The 21,211-nt window shown below is 67.1% G+C and carries 18 protein-coding genes; 12 read left to right on the plus strand and 6 right to left on the minus strand.

What is annotated here, in order from left to right; translation table 11 throughout:
* Window positions 1–129 precede the first annotated feature (129 nt).
* From RND78_RS04625 to RND78_RS04670, 10 genes are all read left to right on the plus strand, one after another.
* The gene (locus RND78_RS04625) at window positions 130–1,164 is read left to right on the plus strand and encodes a glycine betaine/L-proline ABC transporter ATP-binding protein (protein ID WP_312726449.1); all 1,035 of its coding nucleotides are present in this window, start codon (window positions 130–132) and stop codon (window positions 1,162–1,164) included.
* Between the two features lie 51 nt (window positions 1,165–1,215).
* A complete protein-coding gene (proW, locus tag RND78_RS04630) occupies window positions 1,216–2,172 on the plus strand; it encodes a glycine betaine/L-proline ABC transporter permease ProW (RefSeq protein ID WP_312726450.1) in 957 nt (318 codons plus the stop codon).
* Between the two features lie 47 nt (window positions 2,173–2,219).
* Window positions 2,220–3,245: a glycine betaine/L-proline ABC transporter substrate-binding protein ProX gene (gene proX / locus RND78_RS04635; RefSeq protein WP_312726451.1), complete on the plus strand. Its 1,026-nt coding sequence runs from the start codon at window positions 2,220–2,222 to the stop codon at window positions 3,243–3,245.
* 188 nt (window positions 3,246–3,433) lie between these two features.
* Entirely contained in the window at window positions 3,434–4,750 is a 1,317-nt protein-coding gene (locus RND78_RS04640) for an FAD-binding oxidoreductase (protein WP_312726452.1), read from the plus strand.
* A gap of 47 nt (window positions 4,751–4,797) precedes the next feature.
* Window positions 4,798–5,700: a dihydrodipicolinate synthase family protein gene (locus RND78_RS04645; protein ID WP_312726454.1), complete on the plus strand. Its 903-nt coding sequence runs from the start codon at window positions 4,798–4,800 to the stop codon at window positions 5,698–5,700.
* 2 nt (window positions 5,701–5,702) lie between these two features.
* On the plus strand, window positions 5,703–7,193 hold the full coding sequence (locus RND78_RS04650; protein ID WP_312726456.1) for an aldehyde dehydrogenase: 1,491 nt from the start codon (window positions 5,703–5,705) through the stop codon (window positions 7,191–7,193).
* A gap of 515 nt (window positions 7,194–7,708) precedes the next feature.
* Window positions 7,709–9,163, plus strand: a complete 1,455-nt coding sequence (locus RND78_RS04655; protein ID WP_312726457.1) for an amino acid permease — start codon at window positions 7,709–7,711, stop codon at window positions 9,161–9,163.
* Between the two features lie 45 nt (window positions 9,164–9,208).
* Window positions 9,209–10,129, plus strand: coding sequence for a GntR family transcriptional regulator (locus RND78_RS04660; RefSeq protein ID WP_312726458.1), 921 nt, complete (start codon window positions 9,209–9,211; stop codon window positions 10,127–10,129).
* A gap of 253 nt (window positions 10,130–10,382) precedes the next feature.
* Window positions 10,383–11,390 (plus strand): nucleoid-associated protein YejK, encoded by a 1,008-nt coding sequence (yejK, locus tag RND78_RS04665; protein WP_312726459.1) that lies wholly within the window; start codon window positions 10,383–10,385, stop codon window positions 11,388–11,390.
* A gap of 128 nt (window positions 11,391–11,518) precedes the next feature.
* Window positions 11,519–11,956, plus strand: coding sequence for a hypothetical protein (locus RND78_RS04670; protein ID WP_312726460.1), 438 nt, complete (start codon window positions 11,519–11,521; stop codon window positions 11,954–11,956).
* 35 nt (window positions 11,957–11,991) lie between these two features.
* Here RND78_RS04670 and RND78_RS04675 read toward each other — a convergent pair whose 3' ends face one another.
* Together RND78_RS04675 and RND78_RS04680 are read right to left on the minus strand one after the other, a co-directional pair.
* The gene (locus RND78_RS04675; protein WP_312726462.1) at window positions 11,992–12,954 is read right to left on the minus strand and encodes a hypothetical protein; all 963 of its coding nucleotides are present in this window, start codon (window positions 12,952–12,954) and stop codon (window positions 11,992–11,994) included.
* Between the two features lie 434 nt (window positions 12,955–13,388).
* Complete coding sequence (locus RND78_RS04680; protein WP_312726463.1) at window positions 13,389–13,919, minus strand: dihydrofolate reductase; 531 nt, start codon at window positions 13,917–13,919, stop codon at window positions 13,389–13,391.
* An 81-nt stretch (window positions 13,920–14,000) separates the two neighbouring features.
* Between RND78_RS04680 and RND78_RS04685 the strand changes: the two genes are divergently transcribed.
* Both RND78_RS04685 and RND78_RS04690 read left to right on the plus strand, forming a co-directional pair.
* Window positions 14,001–15,386 (plus strand): DUF2868 domain-containing protein, encoded by a 1,386-nt coding sequence (locus tag RND78_RS04685; RefSeq protein WP_312726464.1) that lies wholly within the window; start codon window positions 14,001–14,003, stop codon window positions 15,384–15,386.
* Complete coding sequence (locus RND78_RS04690) at window positions 15,383–16,759, plus strand: GTPase/DUF3482 domain-containing protein (protein WP_312726465.1); 1,377 nt, start codon at window positions 15,383–15,385, stop codon at window positions 16,757–16,759. Before RND78_RS04685 ends, RND78_RS04690 begins: the two co-directional genes overlap by 4 nt.
* On the opposite strand, the gene RND78_RS04695 is transcribed toward RND78_RS04690, so the two are convergent.
* The 4 genes from RND78_RS04695 to RND78_RS04710 all read right to left on the minus strand — a co-directional run bounded on the left by RND78_RS04695 (window position 16,756) and on the right by RND78_RS04710 (window position 21,203).
* Entirely contained in the window at window positions 16,756–17,649 is an 894-nt protein-coding gene (locus RND78_RS04695; RefSeq protein ID WP_312726466.1) for a proline iminopeptidase-family hydrolase, read from the minus strand. The genes RND78_RS04690 and RND78_RS04695 overlap by 4 nt on opposite strands.
* A gap of 928 nt (window positions 17,650–18,577) precedes the next feature.
* Window positions 18,578–18,739, minus strand: coding sequence for a DUF2474 domain-containing protein (locus tag RND78_RS04700; RefSeq protein WP_017640936.1), 162 nt, complete (start codon window positions 18,737–18,739; stop codon window positions 18,578–18,580).
* Entirely contained in the window at window positions 18,739–19,761 is a 1,023-nt protein-coding gene (gene cydB / locus RND78_RS04705) for a cytochrome d ubiquinol oxidase subunit II (RefSeq protein ID WP_312726468.1), read from the minus strand. The genes RND78_RS04700 and cydB overlap by 1 nt, the downstream gene beginning before the upstream one ends.
* Entirely contained in the window at window positions 19,758–21,203 is a 1,446-nt protein-coding gene (locus tag RND78_RS04710) for a cytochrome ubiquinol oxidase subunit I (protein WP_312726470.1), read from the minus strand. Before RND78_RS04710 ends, cydB begins: the two co-directional genes overlap by 4 nt.
* Between the last annotated feature and the right edge of the window lie 8 nt (window positions 21,204–21,211).

The following is a 21,211-nucleotide window of genomic DNA, read 5'->3' on the forward strand; positions in this document are numbered from 1 at the left end:
GCACGAACAACAATAAGAAGGGACCGCCCTCGTGAAAATAGAACCTCTTTGCTCCTGCCCAGTACCTTTCATCAACCCAATCGGCATGGTGGTGCCCAACCGCCATGCTGGGCACGCAGGAGACCTGGCATGACTCGCTCCGACGAAATCATCTCGGTCCGCAATATCTACAAGGTGTTCGGCGCCCAGGCGGACCAGGCCATGGCGCTGGTCCGTGGCGGTGCCTCCAAGGCCGAGGTGTTCGAGCGGACCGGCCAGGTCATCGGCGTGTTCGACGCCAACTTCTCGGTGCTGCGCGGCGAGATCTTCGTGATCATGGGCCTCTCCGGTTCGGGCAAGTCGACCATGGTGCGCCTGTTCAACCGCCTGATCGAGCCCACCGCCGGCTCCATCTTCCTCAACGGCAAGGAAATCACCGGCCTCTCCGACCGCGACCTGCTGCAGGTAAGGCGCAAGGACATGGGCATGGTGTTCCAGTCCTTCGCCCTGATGCCGCACATGACGGTGCTCGACAACGTCGGCTTCGGCCTGCAGATCAGTGGCGTGTCCGAGAAGGAGCGCAATGGCCGCGCCGTCACCGCGCTGCGCCAGGTGGGGCTGGCCGGCCAGGAATACTGCTATCCGCACCAGCTCTCCGGCGGCATGCAGCAGCGCGTGGGCCTGGCCCGGGCGCTGGCCAACGACCCGGCCATCCTGCTGATGGACGAAGCCTTCTCGGCCCTCGATCCGCTGATCCGCCACGAGATGCAGGGCGAGCTGATCAAGCTGCAACAGCAGCAGGACCGCACCATCATCTTCATCTCCCACGACATCGAGGAAGCGGTCCGTATCGGCCATCGCATCGCCATCATGGAAGGCGGGCGGGTGGTACAGATCGGCACCCCGCGCGAGTTGCTGTGCAACCCCGCCAACGACTACGTGCGCACCTTCTTCAACGGCTTCGACGCCAGCCGCATCCTCAAGGCCGGCGACATCGCCGAGCGCGAGGGCCAGATCCGCTACACCCCTGGCCGCGACACCCCGATCACGGCGGACACGCCGCTCAAGGAGATCTTCGGCACCCTGGCCCGCGCCTGCGCGCCGGTACCGGTGGTGGACGCCCAAGGTACCTATCAGGGCCACATTTCCCAGGGCCGCCTGCTGAGCTATCTCGGCGGCCACTGATCGCAGTTCTCATCTGTACGGGCGCGCCCGTTCGCGCCGGAGGTCCCGCTCATGTCCGATTTCAGCCTGCTCGATCCCTTCAAGACGCTCACGGTGCCGGTCGGCTCCTGGGTGGAAGGCGCGCTGCGCTTTCTGGTGCACAACTTCCGTGAGGTGTTCCGCTCCATCCGCTGGCCGGTGGACCAGGTGCTGGAGGGCATCCAGACGGCGCTGATGTCGGTCCCGCCCACCGTGTTCATCGTGCTGGCCGCGCTGATCGGCTGGCAGATCGGTGGCCGCCGCATCGGCCTGCTGACCCTGGCCACGCTCACCGCCCTGGGCCTGATCGGCGTCTGGAACGACGCCATGGTCACCCTCGCCCTGGTGCTGACCTCCCTGGTGTTCTGCGCGGTGATCGGCATTCCGCTGGGCATCATCAGCGCCCGCAGCGATCGCCTGGAACTGTGCATCCGCCCGCTGCTGGACGCCATGCAGACGCTGCCGGCCTTCGTCTACCTGGTGCCGGTGGTGATGCTGTTCGGCATCGGCAACGTGCCGGGGGTCATCGTCACCATCATCTTCTCCCTGGCGCCGCTGGTCCGGCTGACCAACCTGGGCATCCGCCAGGTACCGGAAGACAAGATCGAGGCCGCCCGTGCCTTCGGCTGCACGCCCTGGCAGATGCTGGTCAAGGTCCAGCTGCCGCTGGCCGCGCCGACCATCATGGCCGGGGTCAACCAGACCCTGATGCTGGCGCTGTCGATGGTGGTGGTGGCCTCGATGATTTCCGTCGGCGGGCTCGGCCTCATGGTCCTCAGCGGCATCGGTCGCCTGGACATGGGCCTGGCCAGCGTCGGCGGCATTGGCCTGGTGCTGCTGGCGATCTTCCTCGATCGCTTCACCCAGGCCATGGGCGAGCGCAGCGCCCACCTTGCCACCGGTCAACGCTGGTATCACAGCGGTCCGGTCGGTCTCGTGGTGCGACTGGTCGGCAAGAAGAAAGCGCTTCCCCAGCCGGTTACGCCTTGAACGTGCCTTTCCACCCAAAAAAATCACCAGACAGCGACAGGTGCTCCATGACTCTATCCGCATGCAAGAAGGCACTCCTGACCGGCTTCGCCGCCTCCTTCCTGGGCCTGGCGCTAAGCGGCGCGGTCCACGCCGCCAGCGCCGACCAACCGGGTGCCGGGGTGAAGGTCACGCCGATCTTCCCCACCATCGCCGAAGAACGCTTCCGCGGCGAAATCGCCATCGCCGGTCTCAAGGCGCTGGGCTACAACGTCCAGGCACCGAAGGAAACCGACTACCCCGCGCTGTTCCTGGCGCTGTCCTACGGTGACGCCGACTTCACCGTGCACATGTGGGAGCACCTGCACCAGGCCTTCTATGACAAGGCCGGTGGCGACGACACCATGGTCAAGGCCGGCTACGTGATGCCCGGCGTGATCCAGGGCTTCATGATCGACAAGAAGACCGCCGACCAGTACCACATCAAGGATCTCTCGGACTTCAAGAAACCGGAAATCGCCAAGCTGTTCGACAGCAATGGCGACGGCAAGGCCGACCTCACCGGCTGCAACCCCGGCTGGGGCTGCGAGCTGATCGTCGAGCACCAGCTCAAGGCCTATGGCCTGAACGACACCGTCACCGACAACCGCGGCTCCTACTTCGCGCTGATGGCCGACACCATCCAGCGCTACAAGGACGGCAAGCCGATCTTCTATTACACCTGGGTGCCGCAGTGGATCTCCAACGTGCTGGTGGAAGGGCGTGACGTGGTCTGGCTGCCGGTGCCCTACACCTCCCTTCCCGACGGCAAGAACGACGTGAACACCACCTTCGAGGGCAAGAATCTCGGCGCCCCCATCGACAACGTGGTGGCAGTGGTCAACAAGGACTTCGCCAAGAAGAATCCCGCTGCGGTCAAGTTCCTCTCGGAGCTGAAGATCGCCACCGCCGACGAGAGCGCCCAGAACCTCAAGATGCAGAACGGTGAGAAGTCGCTGGACGACATCAAGCGCCAGGCCGCCGAGTGGATCAAGGCGCACCAGAGCGAATGGGATGGCTGGCTGGCGGATGCCCGCGCCGCCGGTCAGAAGTGATCGCCTGGGCGCTGCGATCACGCAGTAGCCGAGCACAGCGCCGCCGCCACGACCTAGCGATCCCCTAGGCGCCCCGCGTGGCGCCGAACCACCCGAACCCCAGCGACATCCCGCCTCCCCAGGGAGGCGGGCAAGCCCTGTGCGCCCCGCGTCCAGGCCAGATACCCCCACCGAGACGGTTGCGCACCATGAAAGTCCAAGCCCTGCCCGCCGACGACAACAGCTGTGGCTGGTACCACACCAGTGCGCCGCGCACGCCGCGCCCCAGCCATCGCGGTCACAGCGAAGCGCCCTGGGTGGTGGTCGGTGCCGGCTTCACCGGTCTCGCCGCGGCCCGGCAACTGGCGCTGAACTTCCCGGACGACGAGGTGATCCTGGTGGAAGCCCAGGAGGTCGGCCTGGGGCCGGCCGGGCGCAATGCCGGCTTCGCCATCGACCTGCCCCACGACATCGGCGCCGAGGACTACATCGGCGACATCGGCATCGCCCGCAGCGTGCTGAAACTGAATCTGAGCGGCCAGGCCTATCTGCGCGAGCAGGTCGAGCGCTTCGCCATCGACTGCCAGCTCAAGGCCTGCGGCAAGTACCAGGCCGCCGTGGAAGACCGCGGCCTGGCGGTGCTGGACGCCTACCGGCGTGGCCTGGACAAGCTCGAGCAACCCTACCAGATGATCGAGCGGGAGGCCCTGCCCGAGCACCTGGGCACCGCCTTCTACCAGCGCGCGCTCTACACCCCGGGCGCGGTACTGATCCAACCCAGCGCCCTGGTCAAGGGCCTGGCCGACAGCCTGCCGGCCAACGTCACCCTCTTTGAGCGTACCCCGATCCAGGCCGTGGACTACGGTCCTCGCCCCGAGCTGCGCCACGCCGCCGGGCGCATCACCGCCGGCAAGCTGGTGCTGGCCAACAATTCCTTCGGTCAGCATTTCGGCTTCCTGCAGGGGCGCATGCTACCGATCTTCACCTACGGCAGCCTGACCCGGCCGCTGACCGCCGAGGAACAGGCATGCCTGGGCGGCAAGCCCTACTGGGGCGCCATCCCCGCCGATCCCTTCGGCACCACGGTGCGGCGCACCCCCGACCAGCGCCTGCTGATCCGCAACAGCTTCAGCTTCAACCCCGATGGCCGCAGCAATCCCAAGCACCTTCAGCGGGTATTACAGCGCCATCGGGCCTCCTTCGCCCGGCGCTTTCCCATGCTGCCGCAGGTCGACTTCGACTACACCTGGGGCGGCGCCCTGGCCATGACCCGTAACCACAACGGCTTCTTCGGCCAGTTGGCGCCCAATGTCTATGGCGCCCTGGGTTGCAACGGCCTGGGCGTCACCCGCGGCACCGCCACCGGCAAGTTGCTGGCCGACTGGCTGGCCGGCGAGCGCGACGAGCTGATCGATTTCCTGCTGGCCGCCCCCGGCCCCAATGCCAACCCGCCGCAGCCGTTCCTCTCGGCCGGCGTCAATTTCAACCTCCTGTGGGGGCAGTACCGCGCCGGCTGCGAAAGCTGACGGCCCACGCCCCACCGACCCTCGTGCAACCTCTGGAGACTCCACCCATGAACTTCGACGGCATCTATACCCCGGCCATCACCCCGCTCACCGCGGACGGCGCCATCGACCAGGCCGGCTTCGCCCAGGTCCTGGAACACCTGATCGAATCCAAGGTGCACGGCATCGTGGTCGGCGGCTCCACCGGCGAGTACTACGCCCACAGCGGCGAAGAGCGCCTGGCGCTGATCGCCCAGGCCTGCGACGTCGTGGGCAAGCGCCTGCCGCTGGTGATCGGCACCGGCGCCATCCGCACCGAGGATTCGGTGCTGTTCGCCCAAGCCGCTCGCCAGCAGGGCGCCGACGCCATCCTGGTCGGCACCCCGCCCTATGCCCTGCCGACCCAGCAGGAGATCGCCGAGCACGTGCTGACGGTGGATCGCGCCGCCGACCTGCCGATCATGCTCTACAACTATCCCGGCCGGATGAACGTGGCCATGGGCGAGGACTTCTACGCCGCCATCGCCGGCTGCCGCAATGTCCAGTCGATCAAGGAAAGCAGCGGCGACATGGCCGCCCTGCACCGCCACGCGGTCAAGCGCCCGGACCTGCAACTCTCCTGCGGCTGGGACGACCAGGCCCTGGAGTTCTTCGCCTGGGGCGCGCGTAGCTGGGTCTGCGCCGGCTCCAACTTCGTGCCGCGCGAGCACGTGGCGCTTTACGAGGCCTGCGTGCTGGAGCGCGACTTCGCCAAGGGCCGGCGGATCATGGCCGCCATGCTGCCGCTGATGGATTACCTCGAAGGCGGCAAGTTCGTGCAGTCGATCAAGTACGGCTGCGAACTGGCCGGCCTGCCCAACGGCGGCGTGCGCGCCCCGCTCAAGGGCATGACCGAGACCGAACAAGCCGAACTGGCGCAGGTGATCACCGCGCTGAAGAGCAACGTCAACCTCATCGTCCAAGGAGCCTGATCATGACCGATCTGCTGAGCAAAGCCGCCTACGCCGATCTTGCCGCCTCTCTCGAGTTGCGTACCCAGGCCTTCATCGATGGCGCCTTCGTCCCCGCCCAGGACGGCGCCACCTTCGTCACCAGCAACCCGGCCACCGGTGCCGAGCTGGCGCGGATGGCCGCCTGTGGCGCCGCCGACGTGGACCAGGCCGTGGCCGCCGCCAAGGCCGCCTTCGAGGATGGCCGCTGGAGCGGTCTGCATCCTTCCGCGCGCAAGGCCGTGCTGCAGAAGTTCGCTGCCCTGCTGGAAGAGCACGCCCATGAACTGGCGGTGGTCGAGAGCCTCGACAGCGGCAAGCCGGTGCGCGAGTGCCAGACCATCGACGTGCCCGAGACCATCAACACCCTGCGCTGGCACGCCGAGCTGATCGACAAGATCTACGACGCCACCGCCCCCACCGGGGCCGGCGCCCTGGCGATGGTGGTGCGCGAGCCCATCGGCGTGGTCGGCCTGGTGCTGCCGTGGAACTTCCCGCTGCTGATGCTGGCCTGGAAGATCGGTCCCTCGCTGGCCGCCGGCTGCTCCATCGTGGTCAAGCCGGCCCAGGAGACCACCCTCAGCGCCCTGCGCGTGGCCGAGCTGGCCCACCAGGCCGGGGTGCCGGCGGGCGTGTTCAACGTGGTGCCCGGCGGCGGCAAGGAGGCCGGCGAACCCCTGGGCCGCCACCCGGACGTCGCCGCGGTCAGCTTCACCGGTTCCACCGCCACCGGCCGGCTGTTCCTCAAGTATGCCGCCGAATCCAACCTCAAGCGCATCGTGCTGGAGCTGGGTGGCAAGAACCCCGCGGTGGTGATGAACGATGTCGAGGACCTCGACGTGGTCGCCCAGCACGTGGTCAACGGCGCCTTCTGGAACATGGGCGAGAACTGCTCGGCCACCTCCCGCCTGATCGTCCAGCGCGAGATCAAGGACGCCCTGCTGGAGCGGGTGCTGGTCCACCTGCAGGACTGGCAGCTGGGCGATCCGCTGGACCCGGACAACCGCCTCGGCTCCATGGTCAGCAAGGCGCACTTCGACAAGGTCCGCGCCTACCTGGAACATGCCCGCGCGCAGCAACTCAAGCTGGTGACCGGCGGCGCGACCCGCGACGGCGTCTACGTGGAGCCGACCATCGTCGACGGCGTGGCCCGCGACAGCAAACTGTTCCGCGAGGAGATCTTCGGCCCGGTGCTGAGCGTGACCCCCTTCGACGACATCGACGAAGCCCTGGCACTGGCCAACGACACTGCCTACGGCCTGGCCGCCTCGGCCTACACCGGCAACCTGCGCAACGCCATCAAGCTGGCCCGCGGCATCCGTGCCGGCATCGTCACCGTCAACTGCTTCGGCGAAGGCGATGCCTCCACTCCCTTCGGCGGCTACAAGGAGTCCGGCTTCGGCGGTCGCGACAAGTCGCTCTGGGCCCATGACCAGTACACCGAGATCAAGACCATCTGGATCGACGCGTCCTGAACACGGTCCCCACTGCACCGCCTAAGAACCTGCTCACGATCTGCTGCGCGTCGGCCAAACGGCGTTGAAAATGGCCTGGAAGGCCAGCCCCGTCGGAATGCTCGTTTACCACTCGTAAACCCGAGCGCGGGTCCGATCCGCTTCCTCAGCCATTTGATTCGCTAGCGCTCACCCTTCGGGCCAGCCGTTGGCTGTTACTCCCGGTGGTCGTTGCGCCTTGTTTGGCTCTAGCTCGCGAGATCGTGAACAGGTTCTAGGGGCGGCGCAGTGCTTTTCCCACCCAACAGCCGAGCGGCGCCGTATCGGTCATGTCGTGCCCGTCCGCCCTCCTCGCCCGAGCGCGCACCGACGACCGCCATCCCACCTGGCGCCCTTAGCCTGCTAAGCTTCGCCGCTTTTTTACCGTCCGCCCGCGCGGACCGGCCCTGCGGTCCCGTCACCGCCCCCGTCCGATCTCCGAAAAATGGCCGCCAGAGCCCTTGCCGGACCCCGTTCAACTGCCAGCTGGAATCCCCATGTCCACCGCTTCCCCGAGTCTGCAGCGCCGACTCAAGCCCCGCCACCTCAACATGATTGCCATCGGCGGCTCCATCGGCACCGGCCTGTTCGTCGCCTCCGGCGCCACCGTGGCCACCGCCGGCCCGGGCGGCGCCCTGGCGGCCTATGCGCTGATCGGCCTGATGGTCTACTTCCTCATGACCAGCCTCGGCGAGATGGCCGCCTATCAGCCGGTGTCGGGTTCCTTCTCCATCTATGGCAGTCGCTTCGTCGAGGACGGCTTCGGCTTCGCCCTCGGCTGGAACTACTGGTACAACTGGGCGGTGACCATCGCCGCCGAACTGGTGGCGGCGCAGCTGGTGATGGGCTTCTGGTTTCCCGAGGTACCGGGGCTGATCTGGAGCGCGCTGTTCCTCGGCCTGATGTTCCTGCTCAATGCCGTGTCGGTACGCGGCTTCGGCGAGAGCGAATTCTGGTTCGCGCTGATCAAGGTCACCACCGTGGTGGTCTTCATCGGCCTGGGACTGGCCGCCATCCTCGGCATCTTCAGCAGCATCGAGCCACCGGGACTGGCGGTTTTCACCCAGGGCGAGGCGCCCTTCGTCGGCGGTCTGCAGGCCATGGTCGGGGTGGCCATGATCGCCGGCTTCTCCTTCCAGGGCACCGAGCTGATCGGCATCGCCGCCGGGGAATCGGAGAATCCGCGCAAGAACGTGCCCATCGCCATCCGCCAGGTGTTCTGGCGCATCCTGATGTTCTATGTGCTGGCGATCTTCGTCATCGGCATGCTGATCCCCTACACCGATCCACGCCTCTTGCAGAACGACGCCACCGACGTCTCCGTCTCGCCGTTCACCCTGTTGTTCGAGCGCGCCGGCCTGGCCTTCGCCGCCAGCCTGATGAACGCGGTGATCCTCTCGGCGGTGCTCTCCGCCGGCACCTCCGGCATGTACGCCTCGACGCGGATGCTGCACAGCCTGGCCGAACAGGGCAAGGCGCCACGCGTGTTCGCCCGGATCGCGCGCAATGGCGTACCGCGCAACGCCCTGCTCGCCACCACCGCGGTGGGCGCGCTGTGCTTCTTCACCTCCCTGGTGGGCGACAAGGCGCTCTATGGCTGGCTGCTCAACACCTCGGGCATGTGCGGCTTCATCGCCTGGCTGGGCATCGCCGTGTCCCACTATCGCTTCCGCCAGGGCTACCTGGCCCAGGGTCGCCGCCTGGAAGACCTGCCCTATCGCGCCAAGCTGTTCCCCTTCGGCCCGCTGCTGGCCTTCGCTCTCTGCCTGGTGATCACCCTGGGGCAGAACTACGCGGCGCTGTTCGGCCCCCAAGGCGTCGACTGGCTGGGCCTGGCCGCCACCTACATCAGCCTGCCGCTGTTCCTCGCCGTCTGGCTGGGCTATAGATTCAAGCACCGCAGCCGGCTGGTGAAGCTCAAGGAGATGGACGTAACGCCGGGCGCCGACTGATAGCGCCACGCGGCAGTTGCCGGACCGGGGCGGCCGGTGGCTGCCGTGCTAGCATCCCGGCTCTTCCCGCCGATTCCCCACGCTGCCATGGGCAACACCCTCGCCTCCAAACTGATTCCCGACATCCTCACCTACATCGCCTCGCACCCGCTGGCGGTGGGCACGCGACTGCCCGAGCGCACCCTGGCCGAGCGCTTGCGAGTGTCGCGCTCGCCGGTGCGCAGCGCCCTGCAGCAGATGGCCGACCAGGGCCTGCTGGCGCGCCATCCCGAGGGTGGTTTCGCCGTGGCCGCCGCGGCCCTGGACGCCACGCCCCAGGCGCGGGAAGAGGTGTCCGCCAGCGAGCGCCTGTACCTGACCATCGCCCGTGATCGGATCGAAGGCGAATTGCCGCTGAAGGTCACGGAAAACGAGCTGATCCGCCGCTACCAGGTCACCCGCGGGCAATTGGCCGACATCTTGAGGCGCATCGTCCAGGAAGGCTGGGCCGAGCGCCTGCCGGGCTATGGCTGGAGTTTCGTCGAAGGCCTCACCTCGCCCGATGCCTATGTGCAGAGCTACAGCTTCCGCCTGTTGATCGAGCCGGCCGGCATCCGCGAACCAGGCTTCACCCTGGATGCCGACGCCCTGCGCCGCTGCCGCGACGAGCAGGCGCTGCTGGTCGAAGGTCGGGTGTTCGAGGCCTCGCCCGCGGAGATCTTCGATGCCAACACCCGCCTGCACGAAACCATCGCTCGCTGCTCGGGCAATGCCTTCATCCTCGACGCCCTGCGCCGCCTCAATCGTCTGCGCCGGCTGATCGAATACCGCAAGTCGGTGGATCGCGAGCAGGCCCTGCGCCGCTGCCAGGAACACCTGCAGCTCCTCGACCTGCTGCTGGCCGACCGCCGTGAGGCAGCGGCCGCCTTCCTCACCCAGCACCTGAACAACGCCGTCCAGGAAAAGCGCGACATCGCCGAGCCCTGACCCTGCGACGCCAGGGGCCTGCCGGACGCCGCGCATGAGCGTTAGACTGGCGGACTTTCCCAGAGCCTGTTCAACGTCTGCTGCGCGTCGGCCAAACGGCGTTGAAAATGGCCTGGGTCGCCAGCCCGGTCGGAATGCTCATTTACTACCTGTAAACTCGAGCGCGAGTCCGATCCGCTTCCTCAACCCTTTTCGCCTTGTTTGTCACTAGCTCGCTAGACGTTGAACAGGCTCTCAGCTACCCGAGTCCGCCATGCCGATCCGTCACGCCATCGTCCATCTGATCGACAAGAAGCCCGACGGCCAGCCCGCGACCCTGCACGCGCGGGACGCCACACTTACCGACTCCCAGGCCATCGAGAATCTGCTGGCCGATCTCAACGACAGCTACAACGCCAAGCCCAACAAGGCCTGGGGCCTGTTCCACGAGGAGTCCGGCGCCTATCCCTTCAGCGGCTGGCTCAGCGCCTATCTGGAAGGCGAGCAGGATTTCGTCGCCTTCAGTCGCCAGGCGGTGGAGCACCTCAAGGAGCTGATGGAGAGCAGCAACCTCTCCACCGGCGGCCATGTGCTGTTCGCCCAGTACCAGCAGGGCATGACCGATTACCTGAGCATCGCCCTGCTGCACCACAGCGAGGGGGTGACCGTCACCGAGGCCCTGGACGTCGCCCCGGCCAAGCACCTGGACCTGGGCCAGCTGCACCTGGCGGCGCGCATCAACCTCTCGGAATGGCGCAACAACAAGCAGTCGCGCCAGTACATCTCCTTCATCCGTGGCAAGGGCGGCAAGAAGGTCTCGGACTACTTCCGCGATTTCATCGGCTGCCAGGAAGGGGTCGACGCCAAGGGCGAGACCCGTACCCTGCTCAAGGCCTTCAGCGACTACGTGGAAAGCGAAGACCTGCCCGAGGACGCCGCCAAGGAAAAGACCGACACCCTGGTCGACTACGCCAGCAGCCAGGCCAAGCGCGGCGAGCCCATGGCCCTGGACGCCCTCTCCGAACTGATGGACGACCAGGCGCCACGGGCCTTCTATGACTACATCCGCAACAAGGACTATGGCCTGGCGCCGGAGATCCCGGCGGACAAGCGCACCCTCAACCAATTCCGTCGCTTCACCGGCCGCGCCGAGGGACTGTCGATCAGCTTCGAGGCGCACCTGCTGGGTTCACGCATCGAATACGACGAAGGCCAGGATGTGCTGATCATTCGCGAGGTGCCGACCCAGCTGAAGGATCAACTCAAGCGGCGCAAGGACTGACCGGCGGAGCGCCCGACACCCGGGGTTGCAAACGAAGTCACCGATCAGGCGCCCCTGGCTGGACAGCCGCCGGACAAGGGGGCACAAGATGTCCCTTATTTTCTTTATCTGCCGAAAAAGTCGAAACCATGAGCCAGTACCCCTTCGAACGCCGCATCGTCATCACCCTGCAATCGAACAACGAACTGACGCTGGACGCCGCTCTCGACCAGGCGGTGAGCCGTATCAAGCAGGGCGAGACCCACGGCGGCGACGAAGGTCTGGCTACCGCCTACAGCTTCCACGTGGACACCGTCGCCGAGGGCCCGGCCGGCCCGGTGGACCTGGGCGAATACCTGGGGCGCCCGGCGACCAAGGCCGAGCAGGCAGTGGTGGACAGTGGCGTCATCCCGCGTTTCCGCCTCGGGCAGGAGGTGGCCGTGCAACTGGCCAACGGCGCACTCAAGCCCAGCAGCATCCAGGAAGTGCGGCTGTTTCCCCAGGTGGAAGGCCCCTGCTGGCTGTACCTGGTGGAAGAGCGTGTCCATCGCGACTATCTGCCGGCGAAGAAGCTCAAGGCGCTCTAGGCGGCCCCTGCCCCAGGCGGCCTTCCAAGCGCAGCTCAAACGTCGCGGTAGGAGTCGATCAACTGGTACAGCGACAGTTGCAAGGCGACCTGTGCGGTCGGCGAGCTATTGCCCACCGCCTGGGCCAGCAGACTGTCATCCAGCTGCTCCCTGACACCCGCGCTCAACTCCTCGGGATCGAGTTGCTTGGCGGTGATCGACGACCACTCGGAGCTCCCCCCGGACTCCGGCACTATGCCGAAGGCCGAGTTCGGCAGTCCCAGGGCATTGCTCCCGGCGAAGGGTGAGGGCGCCACGGGGCTCAACTGGGCGAGGAGACGTGCGGTTTCGTCCCAGGGCTCGTCACTCCAGGTCGGCGCCCCTGTATCGTTCGAGGTCGAGTCGATGATGCCGGCGTTCTCCATGGAGTCCGGCACCCAATCCCAGGACGCCTGTTCGCCCAGGGGCGCACGGGCATTGAAGGGCTCCTGCGAGTCACGCGACGAGAGATCGAAGAAGGCCACCTGACGCTCGACGGGCGTGAAAGTCCCGGTCGTGTCGAGGGCGATGCGCGACAGGCTGTTGCCGTTCAGATTGGCGAAGGGATCCTGCGCCGAGGCATCGGCATACCGGCTCTGATCGCCATAGAAACCGGCCAGCAAATAATTGGCCGCCTGCTTGGCCAGGTTGGTGCGCGCCTCGCTGGCATCCGGCGGGAGCTCGGTCAACACCGTGGCATTCGTGCCTTGGTCGAGGATCTGTTGCTGCACGCCCTGCATGAGCGCCATGAAATCGCTGGACGAGGTATCGCCGCTCTCGGGCTGCGAGGACAACAAATTGGACGTCAGCTGCGCAGCGGGCGACAGGTCGACCACCACATCGCTGCTCGGCTTGGCGAACAGCCCGTCGATGACGGCCTGATTCGCTCGGGCCGGATCGTCCTGGGCGATCTGCGCGCTCTGCGCCAGACTCGACTGGTTGAAATTCAGCAGGGGTAGCATGGCATCGATGGACAACATCATCGGCTCCTCCCGGCATCGCCAAAGCGCATGACGTCTCGACTCTTGCCCGGGCGGCGGTCAAAACGCCTAGGCCTCGCTCAGCCAACCCGATACACCTGGCTTCGCGAGAGCCGTTGTGGGATGGCTATAGGAGCTGTTATGCCGCAACCCAGCTTAACTGTCGATTAACGCGAACCTTTGACGCGATGCTCTAGTGCGCGGTTTCTTGACTTCGACCAATCGCCCTATGGCGCTACCTTATTGCTTGAAGCGCCAGTACCGGGCGCCACTTTCTTCCACCAGTAAACGCTGTACCAGAACCAGGCGATCACCGCTCTCGCTTAGCGGCCGCTACTAGAAAACAGCGTCATTCGGGCGATAGAGCAGGTCTTCGCGAAGGTCCGCGCCGACGCCTGAGCCGTCGATCCGGACGTCCTCTGGAGCCACAAGCGCTAGGGGGCGTTCGCGCGCTCCCGCCGCTCCCACAGCTCGCAGGCATAGGCCGGGCGCCCGTCCTCGGCGGGATGCTCCTGGCGCGAGGCCAGTTGCCAGTCGCCTTCGTTCCAGGCGGGAAAGAACACGTCCCCCGTGGGCGCCAGGGCGACGCGGGTGAGATAGAGTCGCTGCGCCACCGGCAGCGCCTCGGCGAACAGCTGGGCCCCGCCGATGAGCATGATCTCGCTGGCGCCACGCTCCCGGGCCCAGGCCTCGGCGCGCTCCACGGCGGCAGCCAGCGAGGCGCGGACCTCGGCACCTTCGGCCACCAGATCAGTCTGACGGGAGACCACCAGGTTCAGGCGACCCGGCAGCGGACGACCGAGGGAATCCCAGGTCTTGCGGCCCATGACCAGCGGCTTGCCCAGGGTCACGGCCTTGAAGTACTGGAGCTCCGCCGGCAGATGCCAGGGGAGGCGATTTTCGATGCCGATGACGCCGTTGTCGGCCACGGCGACGATCAGGCTCAGGGGAAGAAAGTTTTTCATGGTGACAGAGCATAACAGAGCCGTTAACAGCGAGCGCGCCAGGGACTATCCTCGCCGTTTTCGCCGCACGGGCGCCGACGCGTGACCGCTACCCCTTTTCTTGCCCTCGACGATCTCTGGCTGACCGAGGCCCTGCGCCTGACCGAAGAGGACAGCGGTCCGCTGGAGGATGCCGAAGCCAATCGCCAGGCTCGCGCGGCCGGCGGTGGCTTCGAGGCACGCCTGGTAGCCCGGGCCCACCTGCTCGGCCAGCGCGACGGCCTGCTGGCGGCCCAGCGCCGCTGGCGCCAGGGCGCGCTGCTGGCCGCCTGGCTGCTGGGGATCGTAGCGCTGTTCTGCGGCGCCGGTCTCGCTGCGGGTGCCCTAGGTGACGGCAGTCGGCCGGTCAATGTGTTCTGGGCCCTGGGCAGCCTGCTCGGCCTCAATCTGCTCAGCCTGCTGGTCTGGGCCATCGGGCTGCTGGGTGGTGGTCGGCAACTGGCGTCGCCCCTGGCGCGCCTCTGGTTGTGGTTGTCAGGGCGGCTGGCCCGAGATGCCCGGGCCCTGCACCTGGGGCCGGCACTGGTCGGCCTGCTCGGTCGCGCCCGGCTGCTGCCCTGGGCGCTGGGCGGCCTGGTCCACGGCCTCTGGCTACTGATCCTCGGCAGTGCCCTGGCCACGCTGCTGGCGCTGCTTTCCGGGCGCAGCTATCTGTTCGTCTGGGAGACCACCCTGCTCGGCAGCGACACCTTCGTGCTGCTCACCCAAGGGCTTGGTGCCCTGCCCCAGTTGCTGGGCTTTCCGCTGCCCGATGCCGCCAGCATCGCCGCCAGTGGCGATGCTGCCACCCCCCTCGCCGCGGCGCGCCAGGCCTGGGCCGGCTGGCTGCTGGGCGTGGTGCTGGTCTATGGCCTGCTGCCGCGCTTGCTGCTCGCCCTGCTCTGCCTGTGGCGTTGGCGCAAGGGTCGCCAGCGGCTGCGGCTGGACGTGAAGCGCCCCGGCTATCTACGGTTGCGTGAGCGGCTGCTCCCCACCAGCGAACGGCTGGGCATCAACGACGCGGCCCCCGCCCGGCTACCACAGCAGGATGCCGGCGGCCTGGTGCGCAGCGGCGACGAGGCCCTGCTGGTGGGCATCGAACTCACCGACCATACCTGGCCACCCCCGCTGCCCGCCGGCGTCCGCGATGCCGGCGTGCTCGACGACGGCCAGGGGCGCCGCCACCTGCTCGAACAACTGACCCGCTATCCGGCACGACGCCTGCTGATCGCCTGCGATCCCCGCCGCTCGCCGGATCGCGGCACCCTGGCGCTGCTCGCGGAGCTGTCGCGCTGTGCCACCGCCAGCCGGGTCTGGCTGCTGCCCGCGCCCCTCGGTGGCAAGCTCGATCCGATCCGCCTGGACGATTGGCGCCAGGCCCTGGACGCCCTGCGCCTGGCCCACAGCGAAGGCGACGACGAACTGCGCTGGCTGGAGGCGAATCCATGAGCGGCCCCTTGCGCCTGGCCCTGGTCGGCCACACCAACGTCGGCAAGACCTCGCTGCTGCGGACCCTGACCCGCGACGTCGACTTCGGCGAGGTCTCCCATCGCCCGAGCACCACCAGGCACGTCGAGGGCGCACGCCTGTCGGTGGACGGCGAAGCCTTGCTGGAACTCTACGACACCCCCGGCCTGGAAGACGCCATCGCCCTGCGCGACTACCTGGAGCAGCTGGAAAGACCCGGCGAACGCCTGGACGCCGCCACCCTGCTCGACCGCTTCCTCGACAGCGTGGAGGCTCGCCAGCGCTTCGAGCAGGAAGCCAAGGTGATCCGCCAGTTGCGTGCCTCCGATGCGGGTCTCTATGTGATCGATGCCCGGGAGCCGGTGCTGGCCAAGTACCGTGACGAGCTGGCGGTGCTGGCGGGCTGCGGTCGGCCCCTGGTGCCGGTGCTCAACTTCGTCGCCGCCGACGGCCACCGGGCCGACGACTGGCGTGCCACCCTGGCCCGGCTCGGCCTGCACGCCCTGGTGCGCTTCGACAGCGTGGCGCCACCGGCGGACGGCGAGGCACGTCTTTACGAAAGCCTGGCGACCCTGCTGGAAAGCGGCCGCCCGGCCCTGCAGCGACTCATCACCGACCACGCCGAGCAGGCCCGGCGCCGCCACCAGGAAGGCGTGCGGCTGATCGCCGAGTTGCTGGTGGATGCCGCCGCCGCGCGGCGCAGCGTGGCCCCTGGCGATGCCGAGGTGGCCGCGGCGACGACCGAGTTGCGCGACGGCCTGCGTACCCGCGAACAGCGCTGTGTGGAAGACCTGCTGCGGCTGTTCGGCTTTCGGCCGGGCGATGCCCACGCCAGCGACCTGCCGCTGCTGGATGGTCGCTGGGGCGACGACCTGTTCAATCCGGAAACCTTGCGCCTGCTGGGCATTCGCCTGGGCGGCGGCGTGGCTGCCGGGGCCGCGGCGGGAGTGGGCCTGGACCTGCTCGCTGGCGGCCTGACCCTGGGCGCCGCCACGGTGCTGGGCGCCCTGGCCGGTGGCCTGGCCCAGACCGGCGGCCACTACGGCAAGCGGCTGTTCGGCAAGCTGCGCGGCGGGCGGGAGCTCTCCATCGACGATGCCGTGCTGCGCCTGCTGGCCGTGCGCCAGCGCCAGTTGCTGGCGGCGCTGGAAGCCCGCGGCCATGCCGCCCAGGGCGCCATAGAAGTGGCCGCCCCCGATGAGCAGCGCTGGCGCGAGGGCAAGCTGCCGGCTGCCCTGCAGGTAGCCCGCGCCCATCCCGAATGGTCGGCGCTCAATCCGCGTCCACGCCTGCAGGCCGACGACCGCCAGACCCGCATCGACGAGATCGCCGCCGCCCTGGACGCCGACGCCTAGCGGCCTTCCACCTCGGCCAGAAAATCGGCCACAACGGCCATGCAGGCCTCGCGCTCCTCCACGTGGGGCATATGGCTGGAGGCTTCGAAGATGCGCCACCGGGCGTTCGGGATGAGCTGCACGAAGGGCTCCACGCAGGCCGGCGTGGCCTCGTCGAAACGCCCGGAGAGCAGCAGCGTCGGCACCTGAATCCGTTCCAGCCGGTCGATCACGCTCCAGTCCTTGAGACTGCCGATCACATGGAACTCGGTAGGGCCGTTCATGGCGTGATAGACGGTGGGATCGTCATCGATGGCGGCGAAGGTCCGCGCCACCTCGGGCGGCATGGGCTGCACCCGACAGACGTGGCGCGCATAGAAGACGTCGCTGGCGGCGCGGTACTCGGGCGAGTCGGTGGTGCCGGCGGCCTCGTGGCGATCCAGGGTGGCCTGCACCTCGGGCGGCAACTCGGCTCGCAGCCCTGTCGCAGCTTCGCGCCAGAGCGCCATGGACGCCGGCGAGTTGGCGATGATCAGACCGCGCAGCCCGGCTGGTCGACGTACCCCGTGTTCGGCCCCCAGCATCCCACCCCAGGACTGGCCGAGCAGCACGTATTCGGCGATGCCCAGGTGGCGCAGCAGGTTGTTCAGTTCGTCGAGAAACAACGCCACCGTCCAGAAACCCGAATCGATGCCCCGCAGGTGGGTGGAGCGGCCGTTGCCGAGCTGGTCGTAATGGACCACCGGCCAGCCGTGCTCGGCCAGGTCCTTGAAGCTGTCGACGTAGTCGTGGGTGCAACCGGGCCCGCCATGGGCCACCACCAGCGGCAGCCGGCCCGTGGTCAGATCACCGGTGACCCGATACCAGGTCTGGTGGCCCTGGAAACCGGCGTAGCCTTCTTGAACCTGCATGGAAACCTTCCTCGTCACGATGGAAACGGGGTCAGGCTAACGGGCGGGTGGGCGGGGGATAACTGGGAAAAGTTGTAGGTTTGGAAAATTAGGCTGGCATGGCTGACCGAGTCAGGTGCTAGGCCGCGGTATCTGGGGGATCCTTCGCGCCGAACTGCTCCCTCTCCCACTTGCGGGGGAGGGTTGGGGTGGGGGCTAAGGTCGCCCAGCTGATTCGCGGTGTATTCGGAAGCTTTTTGTTCCGCCCTCGCCGGGCGGGTTACTTTTTTCAGTTGCCAAAAAAGTAACCAAAAAGGCTCGCCCCGACTGGCCGCTCCTGCGCCTTGCGCAGGATGCCCTCATGTCAGCGCCGCTCCAGCGGGTCGGGGCCGAAGGGCCGTCCTGGCCCTCGGCCCCTTTCGCGGCATCCATGCCGCTCACCCACTTCCACGACCCTGCCGTTCGGCCAGCCAGACGGGGCATTGGGGTGCCGAAAGTTGGGCGCTATAAGCCAGCCCTGCCGCCTTAACCCGCTGATTTACTGAGTTAGAGACGCTAAGAAACAGGGGAAGAGAAGAACTGACCAGCCTTTAAAAAGACACTTCCAGCCAGCACCCAGCGCCCTGTTCAGGAGGTCGAGCGCAGCCGTTCTGGAGGTGGGTGAGCAGCAGGGATGCCGCGAAAGGCGTCGAGGACCAGGACGGCCCTTCGACGCTGGCCCGCCGGAAGGGCGGCGGAGTGAGGGGACCCGCCCGGCGGGGGCGGAACGAGAGCTAACCGAGCACACCGTAAATCAGCTTGGCGACCAAGCTAACCGCCCCCACCCCAACCCTCCCCCGCCAGCGGGAGAGGGGGCAGTCCACCGTAAAGGGTAGATTTCCAGCACTGGATCAAGTCCCGCGTAGGGTGGATGACGGCGCAGCCTCATCCACCGAACACCCAAGTCAGGTCAGTGCGACTTGAGCCCAGCCGCCGTCAACACCAATCTCAGCACCCAGGCCACCACGCCCAGAGCCACCAGGCTGCAGGCCCAGATGCCGGCCATCCAGGCCAGCCGCTGCCAGAGCGGCTTGTTGTCCGCGGGGTTGGGTTCGCGCGAGCGGCCGACCATCAGTGGTAGCCCTCCCCCGCACGGACCTTGCCGCGGAACACGTAGTAGCCCCAGAAGGTGTACATCAGGGTGATGGGGATGATGAACAGGGTGCCGATGAGCAGGAACAGCTGGCTCTGCGGCGGCGACGAGGCCTCCCAGATGGAGACCGCTGGCGGGATAATGTTCGGCCAGAGGCTGATGCCCAGGCCGCTGTAGCCGAGGAATATCAGCGCCAGGGTCAGCAGGAAGGGCGCATGGTGCGAGTCCTCGCGCAGGATGGCGCGTAGCAGCGCCAGGGTCACCACGCCCACCAGGATCGGCACCGGCAGGAACCAGAACAGGTTGGGCATGCTGAACCAGCGGGCGGAAATAGCGGCCTGGCTAAGCGGGGTCCAGATGCTCACCACGGCGGTGAAGGCCAGCAGCAGGAACAGCAGCGGCCTGGTCAGGCGGCGCATGGTGGCCTGCAGCGGACCTTCGGTCTTCATGATCAGCCAGGTGCTGCCCAGCAGGGCGTAGGCGGCGATCACACCCAGGCCGCAGAACAGCGAGAAGGGCGTCAGCCAGTCCAGCGGACCGCCGGCGTACTGGCGATTTTCCACCGGGAAGCCTTCGATGAAGGCCCCCAGCGCCACGCCCTGGCAGAAGCTGGCCAGCAGCGAGCCGAAGATGAAGGACTTGTCCCACAGGGCCTCCTTGCCCTCCTGGACCTTGAAACGGAACTCGAAGGCCACGCCGCGGAAGATCAACCCGATCAGCATGAAGATCAGCGGCAGGTAGAGCGCCGGCAGGATCACCGAGTAGGCCAGCGGGAAGGCGCCGTAGAGCCCTGCCCCGCCCAGCACCAGCCAGGTTTCGTTGCCGTCCCAGATGGGCGCCACGGTGTTCATCATGACGTCGCGGTCTTCCTTGCCCTTGACGAAGGGAAAGAGGATGCCGATGCCCAGGTCGAAGCCGTCCATGACCACGTACATCATGAGACCGAAGATGATGATGATCGCCCAGATCAGCGGGAGGTCGATGCCAGGGATGCCGTTCATGCGCGGTCTCCGCTCAACTGGTCATTGGGATTGTGTTCTTCCAGGCCATCGTCGGCGCCCGACAGCGGTCGCTTGGGATGACGATCGGTACCCGGACCGCCGGAGGTGGGCAGGTCGCCTTCACCGGTGTGCGGGCCCTTGCCGATCATGCGCAGGGCATAGAGGGTGCCGATGCCGAACACGGCGAAGTAGACCACCACGAAGGCTACCAGGGTGATGCTCAGCTGGGTGACGCTGTGGTTGGACACCCCGTCCCTGGTGCGCAGCAAGCCGTAGACGATCCACGGCTGGCGGCCCACTTCGGTGGTGAACCAGCCGGCCAGCAGGGCGATCAGGCCAATGGGCCCGGTGCAGACCATGAATCTCAGGAAGGCGCGGGTCTCGAACAGCTTGCCGCGCCAGCGCAGCCAGGCGCTCCACAGGCCGGCGGCGATCATCAGCAGGCCGAGGGCGACCATGATGCGGAACGACCAGAACACCACGTAGGCCGGCGGCCGGTCTTCCTTGGGGAAGTCCTTGAGCGCCGGGATCGGCTCGGTGAAGCTGTGTTTGAGGATCAGGCTACCGAGCACCGGGATCTCCAGCTTGAAGCGGGTTTCCTCGCGCTCCATGTCCGGCCAGCCGAACAGGATCAGCGGGGTGGCCTCGCCGGGCGGATTCTCCCAGTGGCCCTCCATCGCGGCGATCTTGGCCGGCTGGTGCTCCAGGGTGTTGAGGCCGTGGGCGTCGCCGACCATGGCCTGGATCGGCGCCACCAGCAGGGCCATCCACAGCGCCATGGAGAACATCTTGCGCACCGCCGGATTGTCGTTGCCGCGCAGCAGGTGCCAGGCCGCCGAGGCGCCGACCAGGAAGGCCACCGACAGGTAGGCGGCGATGGTCATGTGTGCCCAGCGGAAGGGGAAGGACGGGTTGAAGATCACCGCCAGCCAGTCCACCGGCACGATGCGGCCGTCGACGATCTCGAAGCCGGTCGGGGTATGCATCCAGCTGTTGGAGGCAAGAATCCAGAAGGTCGACATCAGGGTGCCGATGGCCACCATCACCGTCGAAAAGAAGTGCAGGCCGCGGCCCACGCGATTCCAGCCGAACAGCATGACGCCGAGGAAGCCGGCCTCGATGAAGAAGGCGGTGAGTACCTCGTAGGTCAGCAGCGGCCCGGTCACGGCACCGGCGAAGTCGGAGAAGCCGCTCCAGTTGGTGCCGAACTCATAGGCCATCACCAGGCCGGACACCACGCCCATGCCGAAGAAGATGGCGAAGATCTTCAGCCAGAAGTGGTACAGGTCCTTGTAGACGTGGTCATCGGTCTTCAGCCAGAGGCCTTCGAGCACGGCGAGAAAGCTCGCGGTACCGATGGACAACGCCGGGAAGATGATGTGGAAGGAGACGGTGAAGGCGAACTGGATCCGCGCGAGATCCAGGGCTTCGAGGCCGAGCATGATGATTC

Source organism: Pseudomonas oryzihabitans, assembly GCF_032027545.1.
GTDB lineage: Bacteria > Pseudomonadota > Gammaproteobacteria > Pseudomonadales > Pseudomonadaceae > Chryseomonas > Chryseomonas oryzihabitans_F.

Coding starts and splice junctions, on each gene's coding strand:
- proX (WP_312726451.1), top strand. CDS start 2,220: ATGACTCTATCCGCATGCAAGAAGGCACTCCTGACCGGCTTCGCCGCC.
- RND78_RS04710 (WP_312726470.1), bottom strand. CDS start 21,203: ATGCTCGGCCTCGAAGCCCTGGATCTCGCGCGGATCCAGTTCGCCTTC.
- RND78_RS04690 (WP_312726465.1), top strand. CDS start 15,383: ATGAGCGGCCCCTTGCGCCTGGCCCTGGTCGGCCACACCAACGTCGGC.
- RND78_RS04640 (WP_312726452.1), top strand. CDS start 3,434: ATGAAAGTCCAAGCCCTGCCCGCCGACGACAACAGCTGTGGCTGGTAC.
- RND78_RS04680 (WP_312726463.1), bottom strand. CDS start 13,919: ATGAAAAACTTTCTTCCCCTGAGCCTGATCGTCGCCGTGGCCGACAAC.
- RND78_RS04670 (WP_312726460.1), top strand. CDS start 11,519: ATGAGCCAGTACCCCTTCGAACGCCGCATCGTCATCACCCTGCAATCG.
- cydB (WP_312726468.1), bottom strand. CDS start 19,761: ATGAACGGCATCCCTGGCATCGACCTCCCGCTGATCTGGGCGATCATC.
- RND78_RS04655 (WP_312726457.1), top strand. CDS start 7,709: ATGTCCACCGCTTCCCCGAGTCTGCAGCGCCGACTCAAGCCCCGCCAC.
- RND78_RS04675 (WP_312726462.1), bottom strand. CDS start 12,954: ATGTTGTCCATCGATGCCATGCTACCCCTGCTGAATTTCAACCAGTCG.
- RND78_RS04700 (WP_017640936.1), bottom strand. CDS start 18,739: ATGGTCGGCCGCTCGCGCGAACCCAACCCCGCGGACAACAAGCCGCTC.
- RND78_RS04625 (WP_312726449.1), top strand. CDS start 130: ATGACTCGCTCCGACGAAATCATCTCGGTCCGCAATATCTACAAGGTG.
- RND78_RS04645 (WP_312726454.1), top strand. CDS start 4,798: ATGAACTTCGACGGCATCTATACCCCGGCCATCACCCCGCTCACCGCG.
- proW (WP_312726450.1), top strand. CDS start 1,216: ATGTCCGATTTCAGCCTGCTCGATCCCTTCAAGACGCTCACGGTGCCG.
- RND78_RS04695 (WP_312726466.1), bottom strand. CDS start 17,649: ATGCAGGTTCAAGAAGGCTACGCCGGTTTCCAGGGCCACCAGACCTGG.
- RND78_RS04650 (WP_312726456.1), top strand. CDS start 5,703: ATGACCGATCTGCTGAGCAAAGCCGCCTACGCCGATCTTGCCGCCTCT.
- yejK (WP_312726459.1), top strand. CDS start 10,383: ATGCCGATCCGTCACGCCATCGTCCATCTGATCGACAAGAAGCCCGAC.